Annotated in this window: 18 protein-coding genes; 8 read left to right on the top strand and 10 right to left on the bottom strand. The window is 39.3% G+C overall.

The genetic code is table 11. The annotated features are described in order from the left end of the window. The first annotated feature begins 21 nt into the window (after window positions 1-21). The 4 genes from trpA to ACO6S2_RS11710 all read left to right on the top strand — a co-directional run bounded on the left by trpA (window position 22) and on the right by ACO6S2_RS11710 (window position 5,337). A complete protein-coding gene (gene trpA / locus ACO6S2_RS11695; RefSeq protein ID WP_422358734.1) occupies window positions 22-792 on the top strand; it encodes a tryptophan synthase subunit alpha in 771 nt (256 codons plus the stop codon). A gap of 517 nt (window positions 793-1,309) precedes the next feature. After that, window positions 1,310-3,073 carry a peptide MFS transporter gene (locus ACO6S2_RS11700; RefSeq protein ID WP_422358735.1) on the top strand — a complete coding sequence of 588 codons (1,764 nt, stop codon included), beginning with the start codon at window positions 1,310-1,312 and terminating at the stop codon, window positions 3,071-3,073. A 154-nt stretch (window positions 3,074-3,227) separates the two neighbouring features. Continuing rightward, window positions 3,228-4,754, top strand: coding sequence for a peptide MFS transporter (locus tag ACO6S2_RS11705; protein WP_422358736.1), 1,527 nt, complete (start codon window positions 3,228-3,230; stop codon window positions 4,752-4,754). A gap of 151 nt (window positions 4,755-4,905) precedes the next feature. Beyond that, a complete protein-coding gene (locus tag ACO6S2_RS11710) occupies window positions 4,906-5,337 on the top strand; it encodes an outer membrane insertion C- signal (RefSeq protein WP_422358737.1) in 432 nt (143 codons plus the stop codon). An 81-nt stretch (window positions 5,338-5,418) separates the two neighbouring features. Here ACO6S2_RS11710 and ACO6S2_RS11715 read toward each other — a convergent pair whose 3' ends face one another. Further along, the gene (locus ACO6S2_RS11715; protein WP_422358738.1) at window positions 5,419-5,985 is read right to left on the bottom strand and encodes a carbonic anhydrase; all 567 of its coding nucleotides are present in this window, start codon (window positions 5,983-5,985) and stop codon (window positions 5,419-5,421) included. A gap of 112 nt (window positions 5,986-6,097) precedes the next feature. Then, entirely contained in the window at window positions 6,098-8,521 is a 2,424-nt protein-coding gene (locus tag ACO6S2_RS11720) for an ABC transporter permease (RefSeq protein WP_422358739.1), read from the bottom strand. A gap of 135 nt (window positions 8,522-8,656) precedes the next feature. On the opposite strand from ACO6S2_RS11720, the gene ACO6S2_RS11725 reads away from it, so the two are divergent. After that, window positions 8,657-9,142, top strand: coding sequence for a hypothetical protein (locus ACO6S2_RS11725; protein ID WP_422358740.1), 486 nt, complete (start codon window positions 8,657-8,659; stop codon window positions 9,140-9,142). Between the two features lie 54 nt (window positions 9,143-9,196). On the opposite strand, the gene ACO6S2_RS11730 is transcribed toward ACO6S2_RS11725, so the two are convergent. From ACO6S2_RS11730 to ACO6S2_RS11745, 4 genes are all read right to left on the bottom strand, one after another. Beyond that, window positions 9,197-9,595 (bottom strand): hypothetical protein, encoded by a 399-nt coding sequence (locus ACO6S2_RS11730; RefSeq protein ID WP_422358741.1) that lies wholly within the window; start codon window positions 9,593-9,595, stop codon window positions 9,197-9,199. Window positions 9,596-9,721: 126 nt separating this feature from the next. Then, on the bottom strand, window positions 9,722-10,315 hold the full coding sequence (locus tag ACO6S2_RS11735) for a TetR/AcrR family transcriptional regulator (protein WP_422358742.1): 594 nt from the start codon (window positions 10,313-10,315) through the stop codon (window positions 9,722-9,724). Between the two features lie 76 nt (window positions 10,316-10,391). After that, a complete protein-coding gene (locus ACO6S2_RS11740; protein WP_422358743.1) occupies window positions 10,392-12,410 on the bottom strand; it encodes a dipeptidyl-peptidase 3 family protein in 2,019 nt (672 codons plus the stop codon). Window positions 12,411-12,506: 96 nt separating this feature from the next. Beyond that, entirely contained in the window at window positions 12,507-13,139 is a 633-nt protein-coding gene (locus ACO6S2_RS11745; RefSeq protein ID WP_422358744.1) for a deoxynucleoside kinase, read from the bottom strand. A gap of 135 nt (window positions 13,140-13,274) precedes the next feature. Between ACO6S2_RS11745 and ACO6S2_RS11750 the strand changes: the two genes are divergently transcribed. Then, entirely contained in the window at window positions 13,275-13,916 is a 642-nt protein-coding gene (locus tag ACO6S2_RS11750; RefSeq protein ID WP_422362444.1) for an O-methyltransferase, read from the top strand. After that, window positions 13,913-15,715: a LysM peptidoglycan-binding domain-containing protein gene (locus ACO6S2_RS11755; protein ID WP_422358745.1), complete on the top strand. Its 1,803-nt coding sequence runs from the start codon at window positions 13,913-13,915 to the stop codon at window positions 15,713-15,715. Before ACO6S2_RS11750 ends, ACO6S2_RS11755 begins: the two co-directional genes overlap by 4 nt. A gap of 243 nt (window positions 15,716-15,958) precedes the next feature. Here the strand turns inward: ACO6S2_RS11755 and ACO6S2_RS11760 are convergent, their stop codons facing one another. The 3 genes from ACO6S2_RS11760 to dnaX form a co-directional block, all read right to left on the bottom strand. Beyond that, window positions 15,959-16,786: a hypothetical protein gene (locus tag ACO6S2_RS11760; protein ID WP_422358746.1), complete on the bottom strand. Its 828-nt coding sequence runs from the start codon at window positions 16,784-16,786 to the stop codon at window positions 15,959-15,961. 198 nt (window positions 16,787-16,984) lie between these two features. After that, a complete protein-coding gene (locus ACO6S2_RS11765) occupies window positions 16,985-17,347 on the bottom strand; it encodes a hypothetical protein (protein WP_422358747.1) in 363 nt (120 codons plus the stop codon). A 197-nt stretch (window positions 17,348-17,544) separates the two neighbouring features. After that, window positions 17,545-18,660, bottom strand: coding sequence for a DNA polymerase III subunit gamma/tau (gene dnaX / locus ACO6S2_RS11770; RefSeq protein WP_422358748.1), 1,116 nt, complete (start codon window positions 18,658-18,660; stop codon window positions 17,545-17,547). 154 nt (window positions 18,661-18,814) lie between these two features. On the opposite strand from dnaX, the gene ACO6S2_RS11775 reads away from it, so the two are divergent. Further along, window positions 18,815-19,132 carry a hypothetical protein gene (locus tag ACO6S2_RS11775; protein ID WP_422358749.1) on the top strand — a complete coding sequence of 106 codons (318 nt, stop codon included), beginning with the start codon at window positions 18,815-18,817 and terminating at the stop codon, window positions 19,130-19,132. 236 nt (window positions 19,133-19,368) lie between these two features. On the opposite strand, the gene ACO6S2_RS11780 is transcribed toward ACO6S2_RS11775, so the two are convergent. Beyond that, a complete protein-coding gene (locus ACO6S2_RS11780; RefSeq protein ID WP_422358750.1) occupies window positions 19,369-20,232 on the bottom strand; it encodes a M57 family metalloprotease in 864 nt (287 codons plus the stop codon). Window positions 20,233-20,346: the final 114 nt, after the last annotated feature.

The raw sequence follows: 20,346 nt of genomic DNA on the forward strand, positions 1-20,346 counted from the left end.
AAATTAGAATACAATTCTGTAATGGGAAATAGAATAAATAACTTATTAAATATTAAAGACAACATTTTGTCTATCTATTTTACCGCAGGTTATCCAGGGCTTGGTGATACTGTCGAAGTAATAGAAGAGTTGGTTGATAATGGAGTAGATTTGCTTGAAATAGGAGTGCCCTTTTCTGACCCTGTAGCAGATGGGCCAACCATCCAACATAGCAACACTGTGGCCATTGAGAATGGTATGACTGTGAAGCTACTTTTCGAGCAATTGAAAGACATTAGAAAGTCTGTGGATATACCTCTGATTATGATGAGTTCTTTGAATCCTATTGTGCAATATGGATTCGAAAATTTCTGTAAAAAATGTAAAGAAATTGATGTGGACGGATTGATTATTCCAGATCTTCCTGTTGAAGAGTATATTGACAACTACAAGGTAATTGTAGAAGAGAATGGATTGCGGAATATCATACTGGTGACTCCGGCTTCTACGGATGAAAGAATTCGATTGGTAGATGAAAATACCGATGGGTTTATTTACATGGTTTCGTCGTCTAGTACCACAGGAGAGAATAAAAATTTCACTTCAGATTTTGAGAGTTTTGCTGGAAGACTAAAGTCGATGAATTTGAAAAATCCTCTAATTACTGGGTTCGGAATTAAGGATAAAAATTCCTTTAATCAAGTGTGTCAATTCTCGAAAGGAGGGATAATTGGAAGCGCTTTTGTAAAGGCGATAGGAGAAACTCAAGATATTAAGTCCAATATTGAAAAGTTCATGAATCAGTTCAATTAGTGTAAGATTTTTAGTTTTAGTCTTGTCTAAAAATTAATGCATAAAAATCTATTAATCAGGTGGTTTATGACTTGTTGACTAACTAGTTAATTCATGTTATTGCTATTCAAAAGCTAGAATGATCGAAATTTCGTAAATCAAGGTGAAAAGCGTTGAGTCACACGGTTATGTTCCTTCTTTTTTTGGTAAATATATAAGGTGAATACTGTAATCCGAACTTCTTGAATTTCTGTACTCTGTTCCAATACTATCTTGACAATAAGTAGCAATTAAATAGAGCATCCATTTGATTTAACATTATTCTTTTTATTTTGGCGGATCGATCTATATCAAACAACATCCAAAAGTGATTAACCTCATCGAATTCGATCTAAATAAGATGTGCTATCTAAGGCATAATTTGCCTATGTAAACTTCAGTTTGAAGTGTAAAAGTAATGTCTGTTGAAGATGAAAATGGAGGAGAGATTTTAAGTTGTTGGTAGAGGCGAAATTGAACTAGAATACTTAAAATCTATATGGAAGACAGGCAGGAAATATTCGGACACCCTAAGGGACTTTACATTTGCTTTCTCACAGAAATGTGGGAGCGATTTTCATTCTACGGAATGAAGTTTTTATTACTCCTTTACCTTACAAAATACCACTTGTTTACAGATGGTGCCGGATACGATGTCTTAGGTGCGTATGCTGGTTTGGTTTATGCTTTACCTGTAGTCGGGGGGATTTTGGCTGACAGGTATTTGGGAATGAGAAAGGCAGTAATCTTTGGAGGTATCATGCTTTGTTTTGGTCATCTTGGACTTGCCTTTGAAGGTGATCAGGCTACTCTAATTGATGGGGAAGTAGTGCAAGATGATTTTGCACTAAAAATATTTCATTTATCACTGGCATTAATCATAGTTGGAGTAGGCTTTCTTAAGCCCAATATATCGACCATCGTTGGTAAGCTTTATGAGGTTGGCGACAAACGTCGTGACTCAGGTTTCACCATTTTTTACATGGGTATTAACCTTGGCTCTTTTACTGCCACTCTGCTTTGTGGATACTTAGGAGAAAATTTTGGCTGGGGATATGGATTTGGCGCAGCCGGAATCGGTATGTTATTAGGACTGGCTGTTTTTCTCTGGGGTCAAAAATTTCTGCATGGCCATGCTGAGCCGGATAATCCAGAAGTGTTGAAGGAAAAAGTTTTCTTAGGTGTTAACAAAGAAATGGCTATTTATTTGGGCTCTTTTGTTAGTGTGCCGCTCATCTGGTTTTTAGTACAATCCAATAGCATCGTTCATGACTCTCTAAATGCCATGGCCTTAGCTGTTTTGGTGTGGTTGGTTTGGTTCCTATACAAGGAATGTAACGCTGTAGAAAGAGGCCGAATGACGGTGTTGGCCTCGCTTACTTTGTTTACTGTGGTGTTTTGGGCTCTGTTCGAGCAGTCTGCTGGCTCTATGACTTTATATGCTGACAGGGTTATTGATCGTGTGTTGATCAATCTTCATTTCATGCCTAATGAAACTACAAGTTTATATGTTTTAGGAGTTGTATTGATCATACTGCCAGTGGCAGTTGGTTATATGGGTAAAGATAGATTTCTGGCCATGAATGATTCCGAAAGAAAGATTACGGGTTCTGTGTTTGCTTTATTAGGAGCTACGTTAGTGTATTATGGAATTGATAGTTTCTTATTTGCTTCCGAAGTGGCTGCATCTACCAATGGTCTGCCAATGAAATGGGAAGTGACTGCGGTTCAGACAGGTTCTTTAAACGCTATGTTCATCTTTTTACTGGCTCCGGGATTTGCCTGGTTATGGACATTTTTGAGTAAGCATAATATGGAGCCGGGTACACCTATGAAGTTTGGATTAGGCATTTTACAAGCAGGTCTGGGTTTTGGAGCATTGGTTTTAGGAGCTACTATGCCAGATGCTTCAGGCAAAGTGGCATATATCTGGATTGTATTGGCGTATTTGCTCCATACCACTGGAGAGCTTTGCCTTTCTCCTGTAGGACTTTCTGCTGTTACAAAATTATCAGTACCCAAGGTTGTTGGGTTTATGATGGGGGTATGGTTTTTAGCCACAGCTTATTCTGAATTGGTAGCTGCACAAATTGGAAAATTTGCGGCTATGGATACAGCAGGTGGCGAAGTTACCGATGTAGGTGCTGCAGGTGTTGTGTATGCTGATTTCTTTTCTTCCTTAATGTGGGTTGGTGTAGCCATAAGCGTGGTACTCTTTGTCCTTACTCCATTGATGAAAAAAGGAATGCATGGAGTCAAATAGGATCTTAAAAGTTATAAAGAAAAGCCACATTCATGATGTGGCTTTTTTTGTGCAGAAATTACCCCATTCAACTGCTATTTGAACCGTTAGTCGCAAGACGACAAGCCAAATAGTTCATTCTTATTATATTCGTCAAATTTTTAATACAGAATACATGAATGCAAAACAACAACCCGAGTTATTCGGCCACCCTAAAGGACTGTTTTACCTATTCTTTGCAGAGTTATGGGAGCGCTTTAGTTTTTATGGCATGCGTGCCTTACTTACTTTGTACATGGTGAACGAGATGTTCAGCGCTTCAGCCGAACGAGACAGTATAGCTTTTGGAATCTATGCTGCTTATGGAATGTTGGTTTATGCAACCCCAGCTCTCGGAGGTGTGGTAGCTGACAAGTTGTTAGGGTTTAGGCGAGCGGTGATGTTAGGAGCTGTATTCTTTACCTTGGGTCATTTTATCTTGGCTATTGAGCATCCAATTGCATTCTATACAGCACTCGGCTTATTGATTGTTGGCAATGGTTTTTTTAAACCAAATATCTCATCCTTCGTAGGAACCCTTTACGAAAAAGGAGATGTTCGTAGAGATTCAGGTTTCACCATTTTTTACTTGGGAATCAATGTAGGAGCTGCTTCAGCCCCAATTCTCTGTGGATGGTTAGGAGCTACTTATGGCTGGCACTATGGATTTGGTGCAGCCGGTATCGGTATGCTTACAGGTTTGATTGTATTTTGGAAGGGAGCTCAGGGAGGTGTGTTTGGAGATCATGGATTACCGCCTTCAGAAGAGGCGTTGAATGAAAATGTATTTGGCCTCAAGAAGAAACACTGGGTGCCAGTAGTAGCTGTGTTATTAGTTCCGATCATTGCCTATCTCATCCAGTTTGGGGATTTTGTGCTGGAAGCTTTTGGAAGTATAATGTTTGAAGGCACAATTGTTTCATTCATCTTTAATATTCTTGTTTTGGGTGTTCTGATTTATTTAATCTGGACCTTCACCAAAGTGTCGGGTAAAGAAAGAGGGCAACTCTTTATGGTACTTTACATGACTTTACTTATGACCGTTTTTTGGGCTTTTTATGAATTGACAGGTAGTTTGTTGACTTTGTTTGCAGATAGAAATGTAGATCTCATTGGGTTTACTGCAGCAGGGACGAATGGTATCACAGCCATCTTTGTTGTGTTGTTAGCCATACCATTTTCAGCTTTATGGATCGCCTTGAAAAAGAAAAATTTAAACCCTAGAACACCTTACAAGTTTGCCATTGGGTTATTACTGATAGGCGTAGGCTTTTATGTGCTAGCCTTGAGTGGAGGCTTTGCAAATGGAGAGGGTAAAGTCCCAATGTTCTTTTTGGTGGCAGCTTACTTCTTGTTTGTAGTGGGAGAGCTTAATATGTCACCTGTTGGTTTATCAAAAATCACTGAGTTAACCCCTAAGAAACTCGTTGGATTCATGATGGGAATTTGGTTTATGGCTGTAGCCTATGCCTTCAATATTGGAGGCTGGATAGGTAGAAGCATGGCTATCAATACCGATGATATAGAATCTGCCTCAGGCATGGACTCGTTAGCCGTCTATGTGGATGGTTTTGAAAAAATTGGAACATTCGGGTTAGGCCTTGGATTGGTTGCGCTTGTTTTAGCACCATTCTTGAAGAAGCTTATGCATGAGGTACATTAAGAGGTAATGAGAGATTTGATTTTCAGAAATAGTTCTTGAGATGATTTTATTTGGTTATTTTTAATTGAAACTATTTCATTAAAGAATTGCATTAATCGATGAAGCATTCCTTTTTTGCAGCTTTAATTTCTCAACCTTAAAATTTCTTAACATGAAAAAATTATTAATTCTATCTGCATTTTTTGTGGCTTCGTTTACTTCGGCCAACGCTCAAGAATTGGGTATCCGATTCGGTGATGTGCTAGGAAATGATGTTGCCATCGATGGGATTTTCTCATTGGGCGAATTCAGCAGACTTCATGCTGATGTAAGCTTTGGAGACAATGTAGGTGTTGAAGTACTTTATGACTTTTTATATAGACCACTTGGAGATACGCAAGGGTTGAATTGGTATGTTGGAGTTGGCCCTTCCGTTTTGTTTGCGGATGATTTGGTACTAGGTGTGAGTGGAGAGCTTGGCTTGGAGTATCATTTTGACTTCCCAATGGCAATTGGAGCTGATTGGAGACCAATTTTTGTTCTAGTTGAGGATACAGATTTTTATGCAGATCAATTTGGTCTAAACTTGAGATATGTATTCTAAAAGCATTGTTTGATACTCAAAGACACAAAAAAGGCTCACCAGAAATTCTGATGAGCCTTTTTTGTGTCTTTGTATTTTGTTTTATGCAAAATCTACCTTGCCTGTATCTAAGTTGTAATATGCGGTTACAATTTTTACTCCGTCAGAAGCCACTGCGTTAGAAATAATATCAGATTGGCTTGTTAGCGTGCTCGCAGAAACATTGGCATTCTCCTTAATGATATCAGCTACATCAGCATCTTTTCCTAACTTTTCTACAGCAGGTTGAATATAGCTTACTAGTTTGTTTAAGTTTGGTCCATTATCTCCACCAGCCACGGCAGCACCTACAGCGCCGCAGCTTTGGTGACCCATTACTACAATTAGTTTGGTGCCTAGATTAGCTACCGCATATTCAATACTCGCGATAGTAGAGGTGTTGGCTACGTTGCCTGCCACACGCAATACGAATACTTCACCAATTCCTGTATCGAATGCTAGCTCAGGAGCTACACGGCTATCAGCACAAGAAAGTATAATGGCATAAGGTGATTGTCCATCTGTGTGACGTTTTATTTCAGCGGCGTCTGGGACAGGGGTGTCTCTTTTTGCGCTTGTAAATCTTCCATTACCATCTTTTAATCGTTGAAGTGCGTCTTTCCAGTTCATATCTAAAGTTTATTTTAATTCAAAAAAGTGTTAGACAAATATGCATCATAATCTATGAACTATACAATCCGTATTTTCTGCAATTTGTCTAATCGATTAACCCAGTTCATAATCAATCTTGTCTTAATGAATCCACGGGATTACTCATCGAAGCCTTAATTGTTTGAAAGCTAATAGCCAAGCTGCCAATAAATACAACAATAAGAGTGGATGCCACATAAATCCATATACTGATTGTAAGCCTATCTGCAAAATTTTGTAACCAATAGTTAGTAGCAAAATAGGCTAATGGCCATGCAATTAGGGTAGAAATGATGATCAACTTCACAATCTCACTGGAAAGTAATTTGATCAATGTCTTAGTACTAGCACCCAATACTTTTCTAATGCCAATTTCTTTTTTTCTAATTGCTGCCGTATAAGTTACCAGCCCAATCAATCCTAAGCAGGCAATGAAAATCGAAAGCCCAGCAAAAACAACAAACACTTGTGCAGTAGTGGACTCTGATCGGTAAAGGTTGGCATAGTCATCGTCAAAAAAGAAGTATTGAAATGGCTTGTTATGTGAATGATCAAACCAGGTGTTCTCCACAAATTGTAGTGTTTCACGGATGTTATGTGTATTACTTAGCTTAACAACGGCGTAGCCCTCTTGATTGCCGTACATTACTCTGAGAACTGATGGCTGGATTGGTTTGTGCAACGATTCGATATGATAGTCTTTTACAATTCCAATGATAGGCATATAGAATACGTTGCCATTACGATCTTGATTCATAAATCGCTTTCCAATCGGGTCGTCATATCCGAGTGCTTTTGCGGCAGACTCATTAATTACTACTGCAGTAGAATCTGTCGGAAATTCTTTAGAAAAGAATCGGCCAGAAACTAACTCGAGTCCCATTAATTCTGCATATCCAAAACTAACTCTGTTTTCAAATAATAAATATGGAGAATCTGGAGATTCTTCTGTCATGTAGGCGTTATTGTTATACCTGCTTTTGCCTGGGATAGATAGGGCATTGGCTACACTTGTTACATTTGGGTTTTTTAGTAGGTCATTTTTGAAGTTTTCAATATTATCTAGAAGAACGTCTGATCTTCTAACCACTAAAGTCTGTTCTTTGTCAAATCCCAGGTTTTTACTCAACATAAAATCGATCTGATTGTAAACTACTACTGTGCCAATAATGATAATAATAGCGGCTGTAAACTGAATAACCACGAGCAAATTCCTCATCCATCCAGCTTTAGCTCCTGCACTCATGGTGCCTTTCAAGACATGAACAGGTTGGAAAGCAGCAAGTACAAAAGAAGGGTAGAAACCCGCCAGGATACCAATCACTATTGCCAAACCACCAAGCAAGGCAATGCTCCAAATGCTAGAGGTCAGCGTGTATGCTACTTCTTTTCCAATCAGTTGATTGAAACTAGGAGTTAACAGAAATACAATAATGGATGCAATGATTGTCGCCAAGGAGGACACTATAATGGACTCAAAAATAAATTGTGAAATCAACTTTTTCTTACTTGACCCTACAACTTTTCTTATCCCGACTTCTTTCGCTCTTGAGGAAGATTGAGCCGTAGCTAAATTTACAAAATTGATGATAGCGATAAATAGTAAAATCAGGGCAATGAGTGAATAAATATAAATGTATGAAATGTCACTATTGGCCTCCATTTCTTCATCTACGTTAGAATAGAGATAAATATCTTCAAGAGGCATGAGGTAGTATCCAAATGAATTTCCCGCACTTTCCCAGGCTTCCATCGTGGTACCTAGAAATTGCTCTACTTGAGGACCAACATACTTGTAGACAAGATTCTGAATTTTATCTTCAAATGCAGCGACATCCGTTCCTTCGTGCAATGTGACATAGGTGTAATGATTATGACTCACCCATTGATTGTTGTTCCAGAATTTGTACGTGCTCATGGATCCCATCATGTCGAACTGCATGTGAGAATGATCAGGTACATCTTCCATTACTCCTGTAACAGTATAGAATATGGTGTCTTGTTCTACAGTCAATTTCTGTCCAAGAGGGTCTTCATCACCGAAGTACTTTTTAGCGTAAGATTTGGTTAGTACAACAGACCTAGGGTTGATTAATGCTGTAGTTTCATCACCGGACAAAAGCTTGAAGTCAAAGACGTCAAAGAAAGTAGAATCCGCAAATAGAACACCGTCTTCATTAAATTTCTTATTGCCCCGACCAATAAACCAAGCGCCACTTTCTTTGATACGTGTTACTTTAGAAACTTCTGGGTATTCGCTTAATAGGGCCTGAGCCATTGGAGAGGCAGTAGCAGCCATATCCATCCCTTGTCCCATCATCTGTCCACGTACGTGGATGCGGTAGATGTTTTCGGAATCACTATGAAATTTGTCATAACTCAATTCATTAATGATATAAAGGGTAATAAAAATAAAGCTGGCAATGCCTATAGCAAGGCCACTAATATTGATCAGAAAATAGCTTTTGTGCTTTGCTAGGTTTCTGATGGCAGTTAAATAAAAATTTCTAAGCATGATATTGAGTTTTTGATTTGAGTTTTCTTGGTGCAAATTACATCTTCTGTTGTTTTATAACAGATGGCATGTCTTGCCTAATGGTTGCAGGTTAGATGCCCGCAACACGAAAGAATTACAGAATTTAGACAAAAAATGTATACGGTCTCAATTAGTGAACTAAAAAAAGAACTAAAACAACTGCCTGAAGAGGAACTGCTTGCTGTTTGTCTCAGACTGGCTAGATATAAGAAGGACAATAAAGAATTACTTCATTATCTGCTTTTGGAGTCAGCCAACGAAGAATTTTATGTAGAGCAAGTCAAAGATGATATCACAGACGCGTTTTCAACTATCAACCCTTCCAGTCTTTATTTAGCTAAGAAAACCATAAGAAAAGTACTACGACTTGCAACAAAGCAAATTCGTTTTTCAGGAAACAAGCAAACCGAAGTAGAAATTTTACTGTTCTTCTGTCAAAGCTTGATTGAATTAGGTATTGGATGGAAGGGGAGTAAAGTATTGGTGAATATGCTCCTTAATCAAATAAGGAAAATAGAGAAGGCGTTGGCTACTTTACATGAAGATTTGCAGTATGACTATCAGGAGAGCCTGGAGAGGATAAGAACTGCTTGTGCATAAAAAAAGACAGCCTAAGCGAGACTGTCTTTTTACTCAACAAAACATAATGATATTTTAGTTGGCCGTATAGGCCTCGTCGTTAACACTCAAATTGAGCATCACGCCTTTGCTTGCTCTTAGTGATTTCCCTTTAAGAATTACTGCTTTGCTGTATGGCGATACATTTTCAGCGACAGTAACCACCATTACTCTATTGATTTTAGGATCCAAACCGTCTTCGAAAGAAACAGTAACTCCTTCAGGTAGTGTAGAATCAATCAATAAGTCGATAGATGTCTTCTTATAAGACTTTGATCGGTTGAGTGTTACGAAGTACTTTTTAGTTTCGCCTGGTTGTAAAGCGATGTTTTTGTCAGATACCGAAATGGTAAATTCCTTCTTTGGAATTTCTTGTGCCACAGTAGCCAGTGATGAAAGTATAGCCACAGTAAGAATTAGTGCAAATTTTTTCATGATTTAGATATTTAGAACAAATTGGTTAAACGTTCGAATTTCAATCAAAATAAAATCCCTTTCGGGAATGTATTTGCAAATTTATACGATGATTCGAACAAAAGGTTTGTTTGTTCGAAAAATATTTTAATTTTTTCTTATTCCATCCAAAATCAAACCTATGGCATAAAGTATCTGTTCGCGAATATGTGTCCAATCCTCCTCCGTAGGGTAGCTATGCAAAAACATGCTCAGCTGATCGTATTGGATAGAAAATTTGATTAAGAAGAGCGCTTCAGCTACCTTTTCTACCTCGCATTCTTTAAAATCTCCACTGTCAATGCCTTCATTGATGGCGGTGATATAAAAACTGATACCCCCTCTATTAATCTTGTTTACAAATGAACGATAAAGGTTTCTTGTTTCAATAAGTGCTTTAACAGGGATTTTGTGCTCAATGACAACCTTTTCGTAATAATTTAGGGATTGAGTAATGTAGGCAAGTATTTTATCCGTTGGGTTGTTTTCTTTGTTGGCCTCGGTTTCAAACATTCTGAATTTCTGCTCCCAGTCATCTCTAAAAGAACACATGAAGAGATCTTCTTTGTTTTTGAAGTAGTAATAAAGGGAGGATTTACGCATGCCTACCGCCTGGGAAATGTCATCAACACTCGTTTTTGAATAGCCCTGTCTGTTGAAAAGCAACTTGGCTGCGTCTAGAATTTGATCCTTTTTTGCCATTTAATAATAATACAGTTTTTCTCGATTAAATAAAAAAGGGAATGCTTCAAATGAAACACTCCCTTTGCAGTTTTTTTTACTTAGTTAGGAAAGCATATTTCTTTCCATAATCAAGCATTTGTTGCGTAAAGTCTATAGGATAGGTTACTTCGATATTGGTGATATTTCCAGTGTCATCCATGACCGGTACTAGTTCAGGATTGATGAAGCCACCGTACGGAGCGCCTTTTAGTTTCGCTGCTCTATTAAGTACTTCTTCATGTAGAGCTCTTTCTACTTTGACTCCATAACCTTCTACTAGAGCTTTAGCCGCCTCATAGTCACCTTCAGATTTGATTCGCTGTGTTTCTCTCAGTAGTCTGCCAAAGATATCTCGAAGCTTTTCGTAATCGTTAACAACAAAGTAGGTCTTGTCATCTTTTTGTTTTCTTTCAATCACATTGTCAGCTTTGCCTTGCTCAAAAGACCAAGCCGATACCCAGGCTCTGTTTCTCATGTGAGCTTCTTCGATGTCTTCACCTAGTTGTAGTCTTCTCAACTGAGTCATCATTCCATTCCTGATATAGCCATCATATTCTTCCTTGCCCACTTCAAGACTTTCGATCAATCCAAGTTCAACCAACTTTGGATCCATCAAGTAGTATAGTCCTACTAAATCTGCTCTGCCTTCTTCGATGGTTGAAGCATAGTTTTTCAATGTCTCTTTAGGAGTACCTATTCCAGGGTTCAACCTTCCTGAAGCATGCCCAATTACTTCGTGTAATGCGGTATGCATTTTATCTCCGATCTCGCCGTGTTTTCTGGCTCTGTCCATTTCAGCTTCATTAAATGCAAATTCAGCCAGAAACCCAGAGGTACCTGCTTTGTCATACGCATCGATGATGTTTCCTAAACTTACTGATTTAGAACCGTGCTTTGCTCTGATCCAGTTGGCATTAGGTAGGTTTACTCCAATAGGAGTGGAAGGAGAGGCGTCGCCTGATTCACCGGCTACATTTACTACTTTGTAGCTTACGCCTACTACATTTTCTTTTTTGTGATCATCCATAATAGGTGAGTTGTCCTCAAACCATTGAGCGTTTTCCGACAATACCTTCATTCTTTCTGACGCTTCAAAATCATTGATTTGAATGATTGCCTCGTAAGATCCTCTGTAGCCTTTTGGATCGTTATATACTTCGATAAAACCTAAGATATAATCAATGTCACCCTTAGTGGCTGCCGCCCAAACTACATTGTACTCGTCCCAAGTCTTCAAAGATCCTGTTTTGAAATATTCGATCAACAATTCCAACCCTCTTTTTTGCTCTTCGTTTTCTGCAACAGTAGTGGCTTTCTCCAACCAACCAATCATTTCGTCTATCGCAGCTCCATACATACCGCCAGACTTCCAAACTTCTTCTTTTAGTTGACCATTTTCATCTCTTACCAATTTGGAGTTTAGCCCGTAAGAGATAGGTTCCTCAGCATTTCTGTCTGTGATTTGAGCATAAAACTCTTCCACTTCTTCAGCTGTAATGTCTGAATCATAGAAATTGGTCGCAGAACCTACCATCAATCCCTTGTCAGGATCAAGGTTTACCTTTTTCGCATCTACCGTGAGATCAAAAATGGTGTTGAGCGCATCTTCTGCCAAAGTGGTATTGGTGGCATCAAGTAGACCTTGGAAATATTCTTGGCTAAATTCAGGGGCAATCTTAGCCATCGAATAGTGATGATGAATACCATTGGAGAACCAAACTCTTTTGGTGTAAGTCATAAATGCTTTCCATTCTTCAGTGGTTTGATCTCCATCAAAATTGTTGATGATGTTTTCAAGCGCAGTACGGATAGCCAAGTTATGACGATAGTTCTGATCCCAAATAATATCTCTACCCGCAAGACCGGCCTGTGTTAAATAATAGGCCAGTTTCTTTTGATCTAAAGTGAGTTTATCAAATCCGGGGATTTGATACCTGATTATTTTTAGATCGGCAAACTGTTCAGTTTTCCAAACAAATTCTTCCTCAGCTACAGGCTGTTGCTTCTCTGTGGTAGAAGGTGTACATGCCCAAGCTAAAGGAATTAATAACAAAAGTGTTAACTGCTTTCTCATATTTTATAAGTGTGTGTTGTTTAAACAATCTCGCAATTTAACACGGATGTGCTAAATGTCAATAACAAAGTGATAAGAGGGACAAAAGGGGGATAACTAGCTAAAAAGTCCGTGAAGCTCCACGTCAATCTTTGATACGATGGACGCAAAGTCATCTTGGTTTTTTACAAAATCAATATCGTTCACATCGATGACGAGCAATTTTCCTTCTTTGTAATTAGCTATCCAATCATTGTAATGTGAATTGAGACCTTGTAGATAATCAATACGAATGGCACTTTCATAGTCACGTCCACGAGTTTCGATGTTTCGAACTAATTTGTCAATATCAGATTTCAAATAGATAAGCAAGTCGGGCGCTTCTACAAATTTGATCATAGAATCAAACAGTGTGAGATAATTTTTATAGTCTCTATTATTGAAATAGCCCTGGTGATGAAGACTCTTTGCAAAGATGTATGCGTCCTCATAAATGGTGCGATCCTGAATGACCGTCTTGTCACCCGTTCGAACTTTGTTCACCTGCTCAAATCGACTGTTTAGGAAATAGACTTGCAGGTGAAAGGACCATTTGCTCATGTCGCCATAAAAATCAGCCAAATACGGGTTGTCTTCTACATCCTCAAACTCCGCTTGCCATCCATAATGCTTAGCCAACATTTCTGTTAAGGTTGTTTTTCCTGCGCCAATATTGCCTGATACGGCTATGTGTTTTGGATGAATGCCCATGTGGACAAAGGTAAACCCTGAACGGTTTTTTCAAAGGGTCAAAATTAGATTGTGGATAAATTCTTTGCGTCCATCGGATGTATGGTTTTTGTATATATTTTTGGGTTGATCAAATTCAGACAAAGAAGAATACCATTGGATTTTATTAAAAAGGACATTCAGGACTACTCGGCTAACCATACCACAGCGGCTAGTTCACTATTAGAGAAAATAGATAGGGAAACCAACTTGAATGTACTTAGGCCACGGATGCTGTCGGGACATGTGCAAGGCCGAATTCTATCTATGTTGTCGCATATGATCAGGCCGAAATGTATATTAGAAATTGGAACCTACACGGGGTATTCCGCGCTTTGCATGGCAGAAGGTTTGTCTGATGATGGGAAGTTGTATACCATAGACATCAACGAAGAGTTGGAGCCAATTGTACAGCAATATTTTGAGGAATCAGACTATACCAGCCGACTTGAGTATTTGATTGGAGATGCGATGGAGTTAATACCAACGATCGATGAAAAGTTTGATTTGGTCTTCATTGATGCCGATAAGGTAAACTACCTGAACTACTACGAGTTGGTCTTAAATAAAATGAATCCAGGAGGTTTTGTCATTGCCGACAACATCTTGTGGAGTGGTAAGGTAACTTCCAGCCCAAAAGCCAACGATAAGGATACTAAGGCGCTGATCGAGTTCAACCAAAAAGTTCATGAAGACTCAAGAGTCGAAAACGTATTGATGCCAGTGAGAGATGGTCTAATGATTTTGCGAGTATTATGAGAGGCCTTCTAATTGTCTTTTGCTGTTTGGGTTTCGTTTTCGCTGAGGCCAATGATAATGTTCGCAAGGTTCGCGTGCCTACAGAGATCACCCTGGGCGATATGAAGTTGAAGATATCAGATGCCTGTAGAAGAAACATCCAGAAGGATGTAGATGCGCTGACGAAGAGTCCTAAGTTCATGGAGATCAAAGCCGACCGGGCACGAATCTATTTTCCAATCATCGAGAAAATTTTCAAAGAAGAAGGTGTGCCTGAGGATTTTAAATTTTTGGCACTTCAAGAAAGTGCCTTAATCTCTGATGCAGTTTCTTCAGCAAATGCAGTAGGTTTTTGGCAGTTTAAAGACTTTACCGGTAGAGAGGTAGGTTTGAGGATTGATAGAAGTGTGGATGAACGATTGAACATTGTAGCTTCCACGCACGGAGCTGCCAAGTATTTCAAGCGCCACAATTTCTATTTTGATAACTGGGTTTATACCATACTGGCTCATATGACGGGTCGAGGTGGGGCTGGTAAATATGTGAGCAAGAGCAATTTTGGCAAGAAGCGTATGACCCTGGATGGAAAGACCCATTGGTATGTGGTGCGATTCTTAGCTCACAAAATTGCGTATGAAGGCATTACTGGAGGGCCGAATACAGAAGGACTAAGACTCGTTGAATATAAGAAAGGAAAAGGTAAAACACTTTCTGCCATTGCGAAGGATACCAAGGTTAGTGAAGTAGAACTGAAGAAATACAACAAATGGCTCAAAGCCAATAAAGTGCCTGGAGAGAAGGCTTATTCCGTCATGCTTCCAGTGAGAGGTAAAGCACCTAAAATAAAAGACAACAAACCTGATAAGGATAAAACAGATGACGAGGGAGCGGAAGATGGGTTGATCTCAGTGAAGGTTTACCCAAAGATCGATGAGGATTTGAACGTTTCTGGAACCATTTATATTAAGATCAATGGTATTCCTTCTATCCTGGCTAAGAAAGGCGATGGTATCAATGTGTTGGCCAAGAAAGCCAATTTGACTCCTGAGAAGTTCGCGAAGTACAACGATCTGAATATGTCCAGCACAATCAGAGAAGGAGAGATCTACTATTTGAAATCCAAAAGGAGTAGGGGCAAGATCTATTTCTATACTGTACAGCCGAATGAAACGCTCTGGGATGTCTCACAAAAGTTTGGAATTAAATTGGTGAAATTGGCTAAGCTCAATCGGATGGCCACGATTGATGAAATCAAACCCGGTCGCGTGCTTTGGCTGCGTAAAAAACGTCCAGCCAATATGCCGATAGAATATCGTGAACTCCCTAAGATGCCAGTGGATGAAGTGATTCCAGTGAAGGTAAATCCCAAACCGGTCGAGGAAATAGTTGTTCCCGAAAAGGAAGACCAGGAAGAGTCGACAGCTGCAGAAGTCATAGAAGCTCCAATTAAAAACGATGAGGTCACGGAAACCATTTCTGAATTGGATGAACCTATCGTCATCACTAACCATTTGGTTTTGAAAGGAGAGACCTTGTACGGTATATCCAAGGCGACAGGTGTGTCTGTAGAAGATTTGATCGAGTGGAATAATCTATACGATACTTCAATCAAAGTAGGTCAAAACCTGGTTATTCATGGTTCTATAGAAGAGAACCTCGAAGTACCTAAAACTTCAGAGGTTAGCTTTCATGTAGTAGAACCTGGTGATACCATGTATGGAATATCTAAGAAGTATGGCCTGGAAGTCGAAGAACTCTTGAAGCTCAATCAGAAAGATAATTTTAATTTGGATATAGGAGAACGGTTGAGGGTGAAGTAACGCCCGTTCATCTCTTGTATCCAAGGAGCTTGTTTAAACAGGCAAGATTGTCGAACGGAGCACAACCACAAATGCTTGTTTCTCCAATACATTTAATTAGGACTACTACAGAAACCTCGAATGCTACCTAGGTATTAGAGATTCTGAGAAGAGGGGTGGTGTTGTCCCGATAGCTATCGAGACTGGCATTGGCTTGATAAGGGTGCAAGGACATTCGTGCTTACACACTGTAATGGGCTTTTTTTAATCTTGGACTTCAACAAATCGGCTACTCATCCATCCCATTGATTTTGACATCATTGGTTTATCACCGAAATACATCAAAGATTTTATTGGTGCTATGTTGTTATCCATAATTACAAACCACCATACCCGTCCAGTTTCATCTGTAGATTCAGCTACTGCAACTCCTCTTGATCCTTTCGGATAAATTGCACATGTGTTTCCATCAAAAGTACCCATCCAACTGTTGAAATCAGGGTTTATTTCAGGTGTTGCTCTAAGCTTGTATTCTGGATTTACTGTTGTAAATCTTGTGCTTTTAATGGAATTTGAAGATTCAGAAGTCTCTTCCATAAAGTTTATGATAGACAAATTGACAAGTTTGATTGTTGAGGTTACATATGCCAAATAAACATACAAAGTATGGACTTCTCCTGCACAACATGGTCGTAGATGAGATTTAATCTCAAAGCTATTTGATAGTGAAGTTTTAGCAATTCTGACAACTTCACCGGCAATTAAGTCAGATCGTTCAAATTCCGATCCTTTATTCAAATATATGAGTGCGCCACGATCTTCTAAATACTCTCCGCTGTAGGCTAAGTCTAATTGCCCATCAGAATTCAAATCAATAACATGATAAGAATTAGGGTGTACTTCATGTCCGTTCATTGTCATGATTCCTTCTCCATACTGCTTCACAAGTTGTTCTAGTAATGCATTCTTCGTTTCAGAACTAACATTAATTTCTACTTCTCCCCATGCTCCAAAACCACTTGGGTTAAGTGATTCCTGAGCAATAGTTGACAAAGAAGGAAATATTAAAAAGAATGTAATTATTGATTTCATTAATTCAGTAATTGGCGATAACAACCAGATATCAAACACTAGTATGATATTCCATTTTTAAGAACACGAATATAAATCATTGCAATAAGAATAGAGGCTTAAAAAAACTGGCAGAATACTTTTTTGGGTTATGCATGGGTGTTAACTCCAGAGTCTATCCAGGAAAGGCTTTTGCCTTCGATACGATTAGCGCCCGATCTAATGATCCGTATCCAACCCAAACTCATCGGCAAGCTTGAGGAGTGCGGGGTTCTTCTTAGCCATGGCTTTGAATTTCTCTTCAGCCGTATAGGGACGACGTTCTTCAGTGTCCTCTGATACCTGGTAGTTAAAAGCAATAGAGGAGTTTTTCAATTCACTTCTTAGATACCCTAATAATTCCACCTCCACATTTTCGATCATGGCGATCTCAACTGAGTTGGTGATGGTCAGTTGGATTTGACTGTCTATCACTTTGATGGGCTTAGAAAGGATAATTTTGACCGTATTAGATGCCTTCTTCTCAGAGATGTATTGATCCAGTTTTTCACGAACACCTTCCTGGGTAATCGGTGTTTGCATTTCTTCGTTTACCGTTTCCTGTACCTCGTGCTTCTTTTCTTCCGGTTCTTCCTTTTTATTGAATATGGTCTTTAGACTTGGCGTCTTTTGGACAGGTTTAGCTATAGCCTTAAGCGGTGTTGGTTTTGGTTTAGAAGGAGCCGTTGTTGACGTGGCACTTTCAGCGGCTGCTGAAGGGGCAGGGGACCTCGATTCAGCTACGCTGTCACTTTTTTTTTTAGGTCAGCAGACGCACCGGCTGACACCTTGAAGGCCTGGTCTAAATATCCCAATTTCATCAAAGCAAGCTCTACATGGAGTCTCTGATTCTTACTGGATTTGAAATTCAAATCTGCCAAATTCAGGATATTCAATCCTGACATCAAAAATGAAAGAGAAATAGCCTTGGCTTGCTCTAAATATTTTTCTTGAATGTTTTTAGAAACATTCAAGAGTTTCACTGTTTCTGGGTCCTTGCAAACCATCAGGTTTCTGAAGTGTTCAGACAGACCAATTAGGAAATTGTGTCCGTCAAATCCATTCTTCAAAATTTCATCATACGTCAGCAGTGCTTCAGAAACATTGCCTTGATCCAGCATATCTGTAAGCTTGAAGAAATAGTCGTAATCAAGAATATGAAGGTTTTTGATTGTATCCTGATAAGTGACTTTGTCTCCAGAAGAGAAGGTTACTATCAGGTCAAAAATGGATAAAGCATCTCTGAGTGCACCATCAGCTTTCTGTGCAATCAAGTGAAGCGCTTCTTCTTCACAATCTATATTTTCTTTCTCAGCAATCTTCTTTAGCTGATAAGTGATGTCATCGATTTCGATTCTATTGAAATCAAAAATCTGACATCTGGAAAGAATAGTAGGGATTACCTTGTGCTTCTCTGTTGTAGCCAATATAAAAATGGCATACGCAGGGGGTTCTTCCAAGGTCTTCAAAAAAGCATTGAAGGCCTGATTCGAGAGCATGTGAACCTCATCAATGATGTACACTTTGTGTGTCCCTTGCTGAGGTGGGTAGCGAACCTGATCGATCAGGTTTCTAATATCCTCCACGGAGTTGTTGGATGCAGCATCCAGCTCATAGATGTTCAAGGCATTAGCGGATTCAGCATTACCCTGATCCTCGAACTTATTGACCATTCTGGCCAGAATTCTGGCACAGGTTGTTTTACCAACACCACGAGGTCCACAAAACAACAGGGCTTGCGCCAGATGGTTGTTGTCTATGGCGTTTTTTAAAGTAGTTGTAATATGGCTTTGACCCACTACTTCAGCGAAGCCGAGCGGTCTGTATTTGCGTGCCGATACTACAAAATTTTCCATGGGCGCAAGATAGCAATCAGTGAATAATTTCCTCGCAAATTGATGATCAATAATTAAAAAAAATCAATCTGAAAGAAATTTTAAATCTATGGCCTTTCGCATCGGAATTTTTCAATACCTATATTTAGATTTGATGTAACAAAATCAATTTGCTATGAAAACAATTAAGTTAGTATTAATGGTATTGGCGTTAGCCATGTTTGCCTCACATCAGGGAGTAGCTCAAAAGAGCAAGAAGCCGAAATACAAAAGTGAAACCAATAAACCAAAGGCATTTCGAGTACATCAGCATGTGATGGTGACTATGAAAGATGGCTCACAAGTAGAGGCAGTGGTTCATGGACACATATCTAAAAAAAAGTATTGGGTGCGTCAGTGGCATAGTGGACGAGAGGGCAAAGTACATGAAAAGTACATGAGGGCCCTTAGCGAAAGCGAAGTCACAGAATTAAAGAAGACCAAAAAAAAATAAACCCAAATTTGTCATTAGAAAGTCTATTCCGAGAATAACTCCCTTCAAATCAGTCGCTGCGCTGAGTTTTGTGATTAGGCATAGCCGAGCTATGATGAATGAACGAAATTCCCTGATTTATTACGATTTATGCTCTCATTACAAAGTTCCAATGACAAATTTGGGATAAAAAAAGACCGAGAAAATCTCGGTCTTCGAATTTTTGTACAATTAATTTTCTCGATTTCTGAGTTAGGTTAGTACAAATATTCTAGTGCTACTCGGTCGTAATATCCAAATTCTCCATCCTCTCCAGCACTAAAGCAAGAAAGCATAATAGAATTGGCATCAAAACCAGTTGGCGTTCCCGGAATGTGATTAGCTCCAATACCTCCATCACCTTCGTTTCCACCGGAACCGCAGGATAAAGAACGATTGAAGTAATCTGTGTGACGAAGACCCAGGCAGTGTCCAATCTCATGAGTAATTACATGCTCGGTAGTATTTGTACCATAGCTGCTCGTACCCGAGTTGATTTGAACCCACTTGTATGGTCTTCCGCCGGATGGGAAACCGGCTTGTCCACCACCACCAGAATTACTGACTCTATATACTACAATGTCGTAGGCATTGTAGTTAGTGCCATAATTCAAGGTGAAGTTTAGGTTGGTGTTTAGGGCGTTGTAGTTGGCGACAGCCCAAGAAAGGGCAGTCTGCATGGTGTTGTCTAGTCCATTCACATTATTGCCTGTATAGCCAATAACAGAAATAGTCTGAGGAGTTGATACCAAATTGTTGGTTCGGTACTGCTCTCCACACACACCATTGTGTGCTACGCTGCTCTCCAGCATGGCAGAAAAGTTTTCCGGTGTGATGGTGATATCCCCTTCCAATAAGAAGTTGTAATCATCCGACACTCCAGAAAGCGGATTGCCTGCTGGCACTTTTTGAATATCACTGACATCAAAGCCAAGAGATTCAAATTGCTCCATTTCAGCTCCAGTCACGACATCTTTCTTAGCAGTGCTTTGAAAGTCGTCGGTTTGACTACAGGCTGAAACAAAAAATGCCATGACTGCAAAAGCCACGACATGCGGTTTGTTGTTTAATAAATTAAACATAACGGTTAGGGTTTAAGGTTAAAAAAAACGGAATGTAAGAAGATTATTCTTGAAAATCTAGTACTAACTAATATTTGTTAGTTTTTGTTTTGAATTTGTGAGATATATAGTAGC

Origin of the sequence: Reichenbachiella sp., assembly GCF_965233835.1 — a bacterium.
GTDB lineage: Bacteria > Bacteroidota > Bacteroidia > Cytophagales > Cyclobacteriaceae > Reichenbachiella.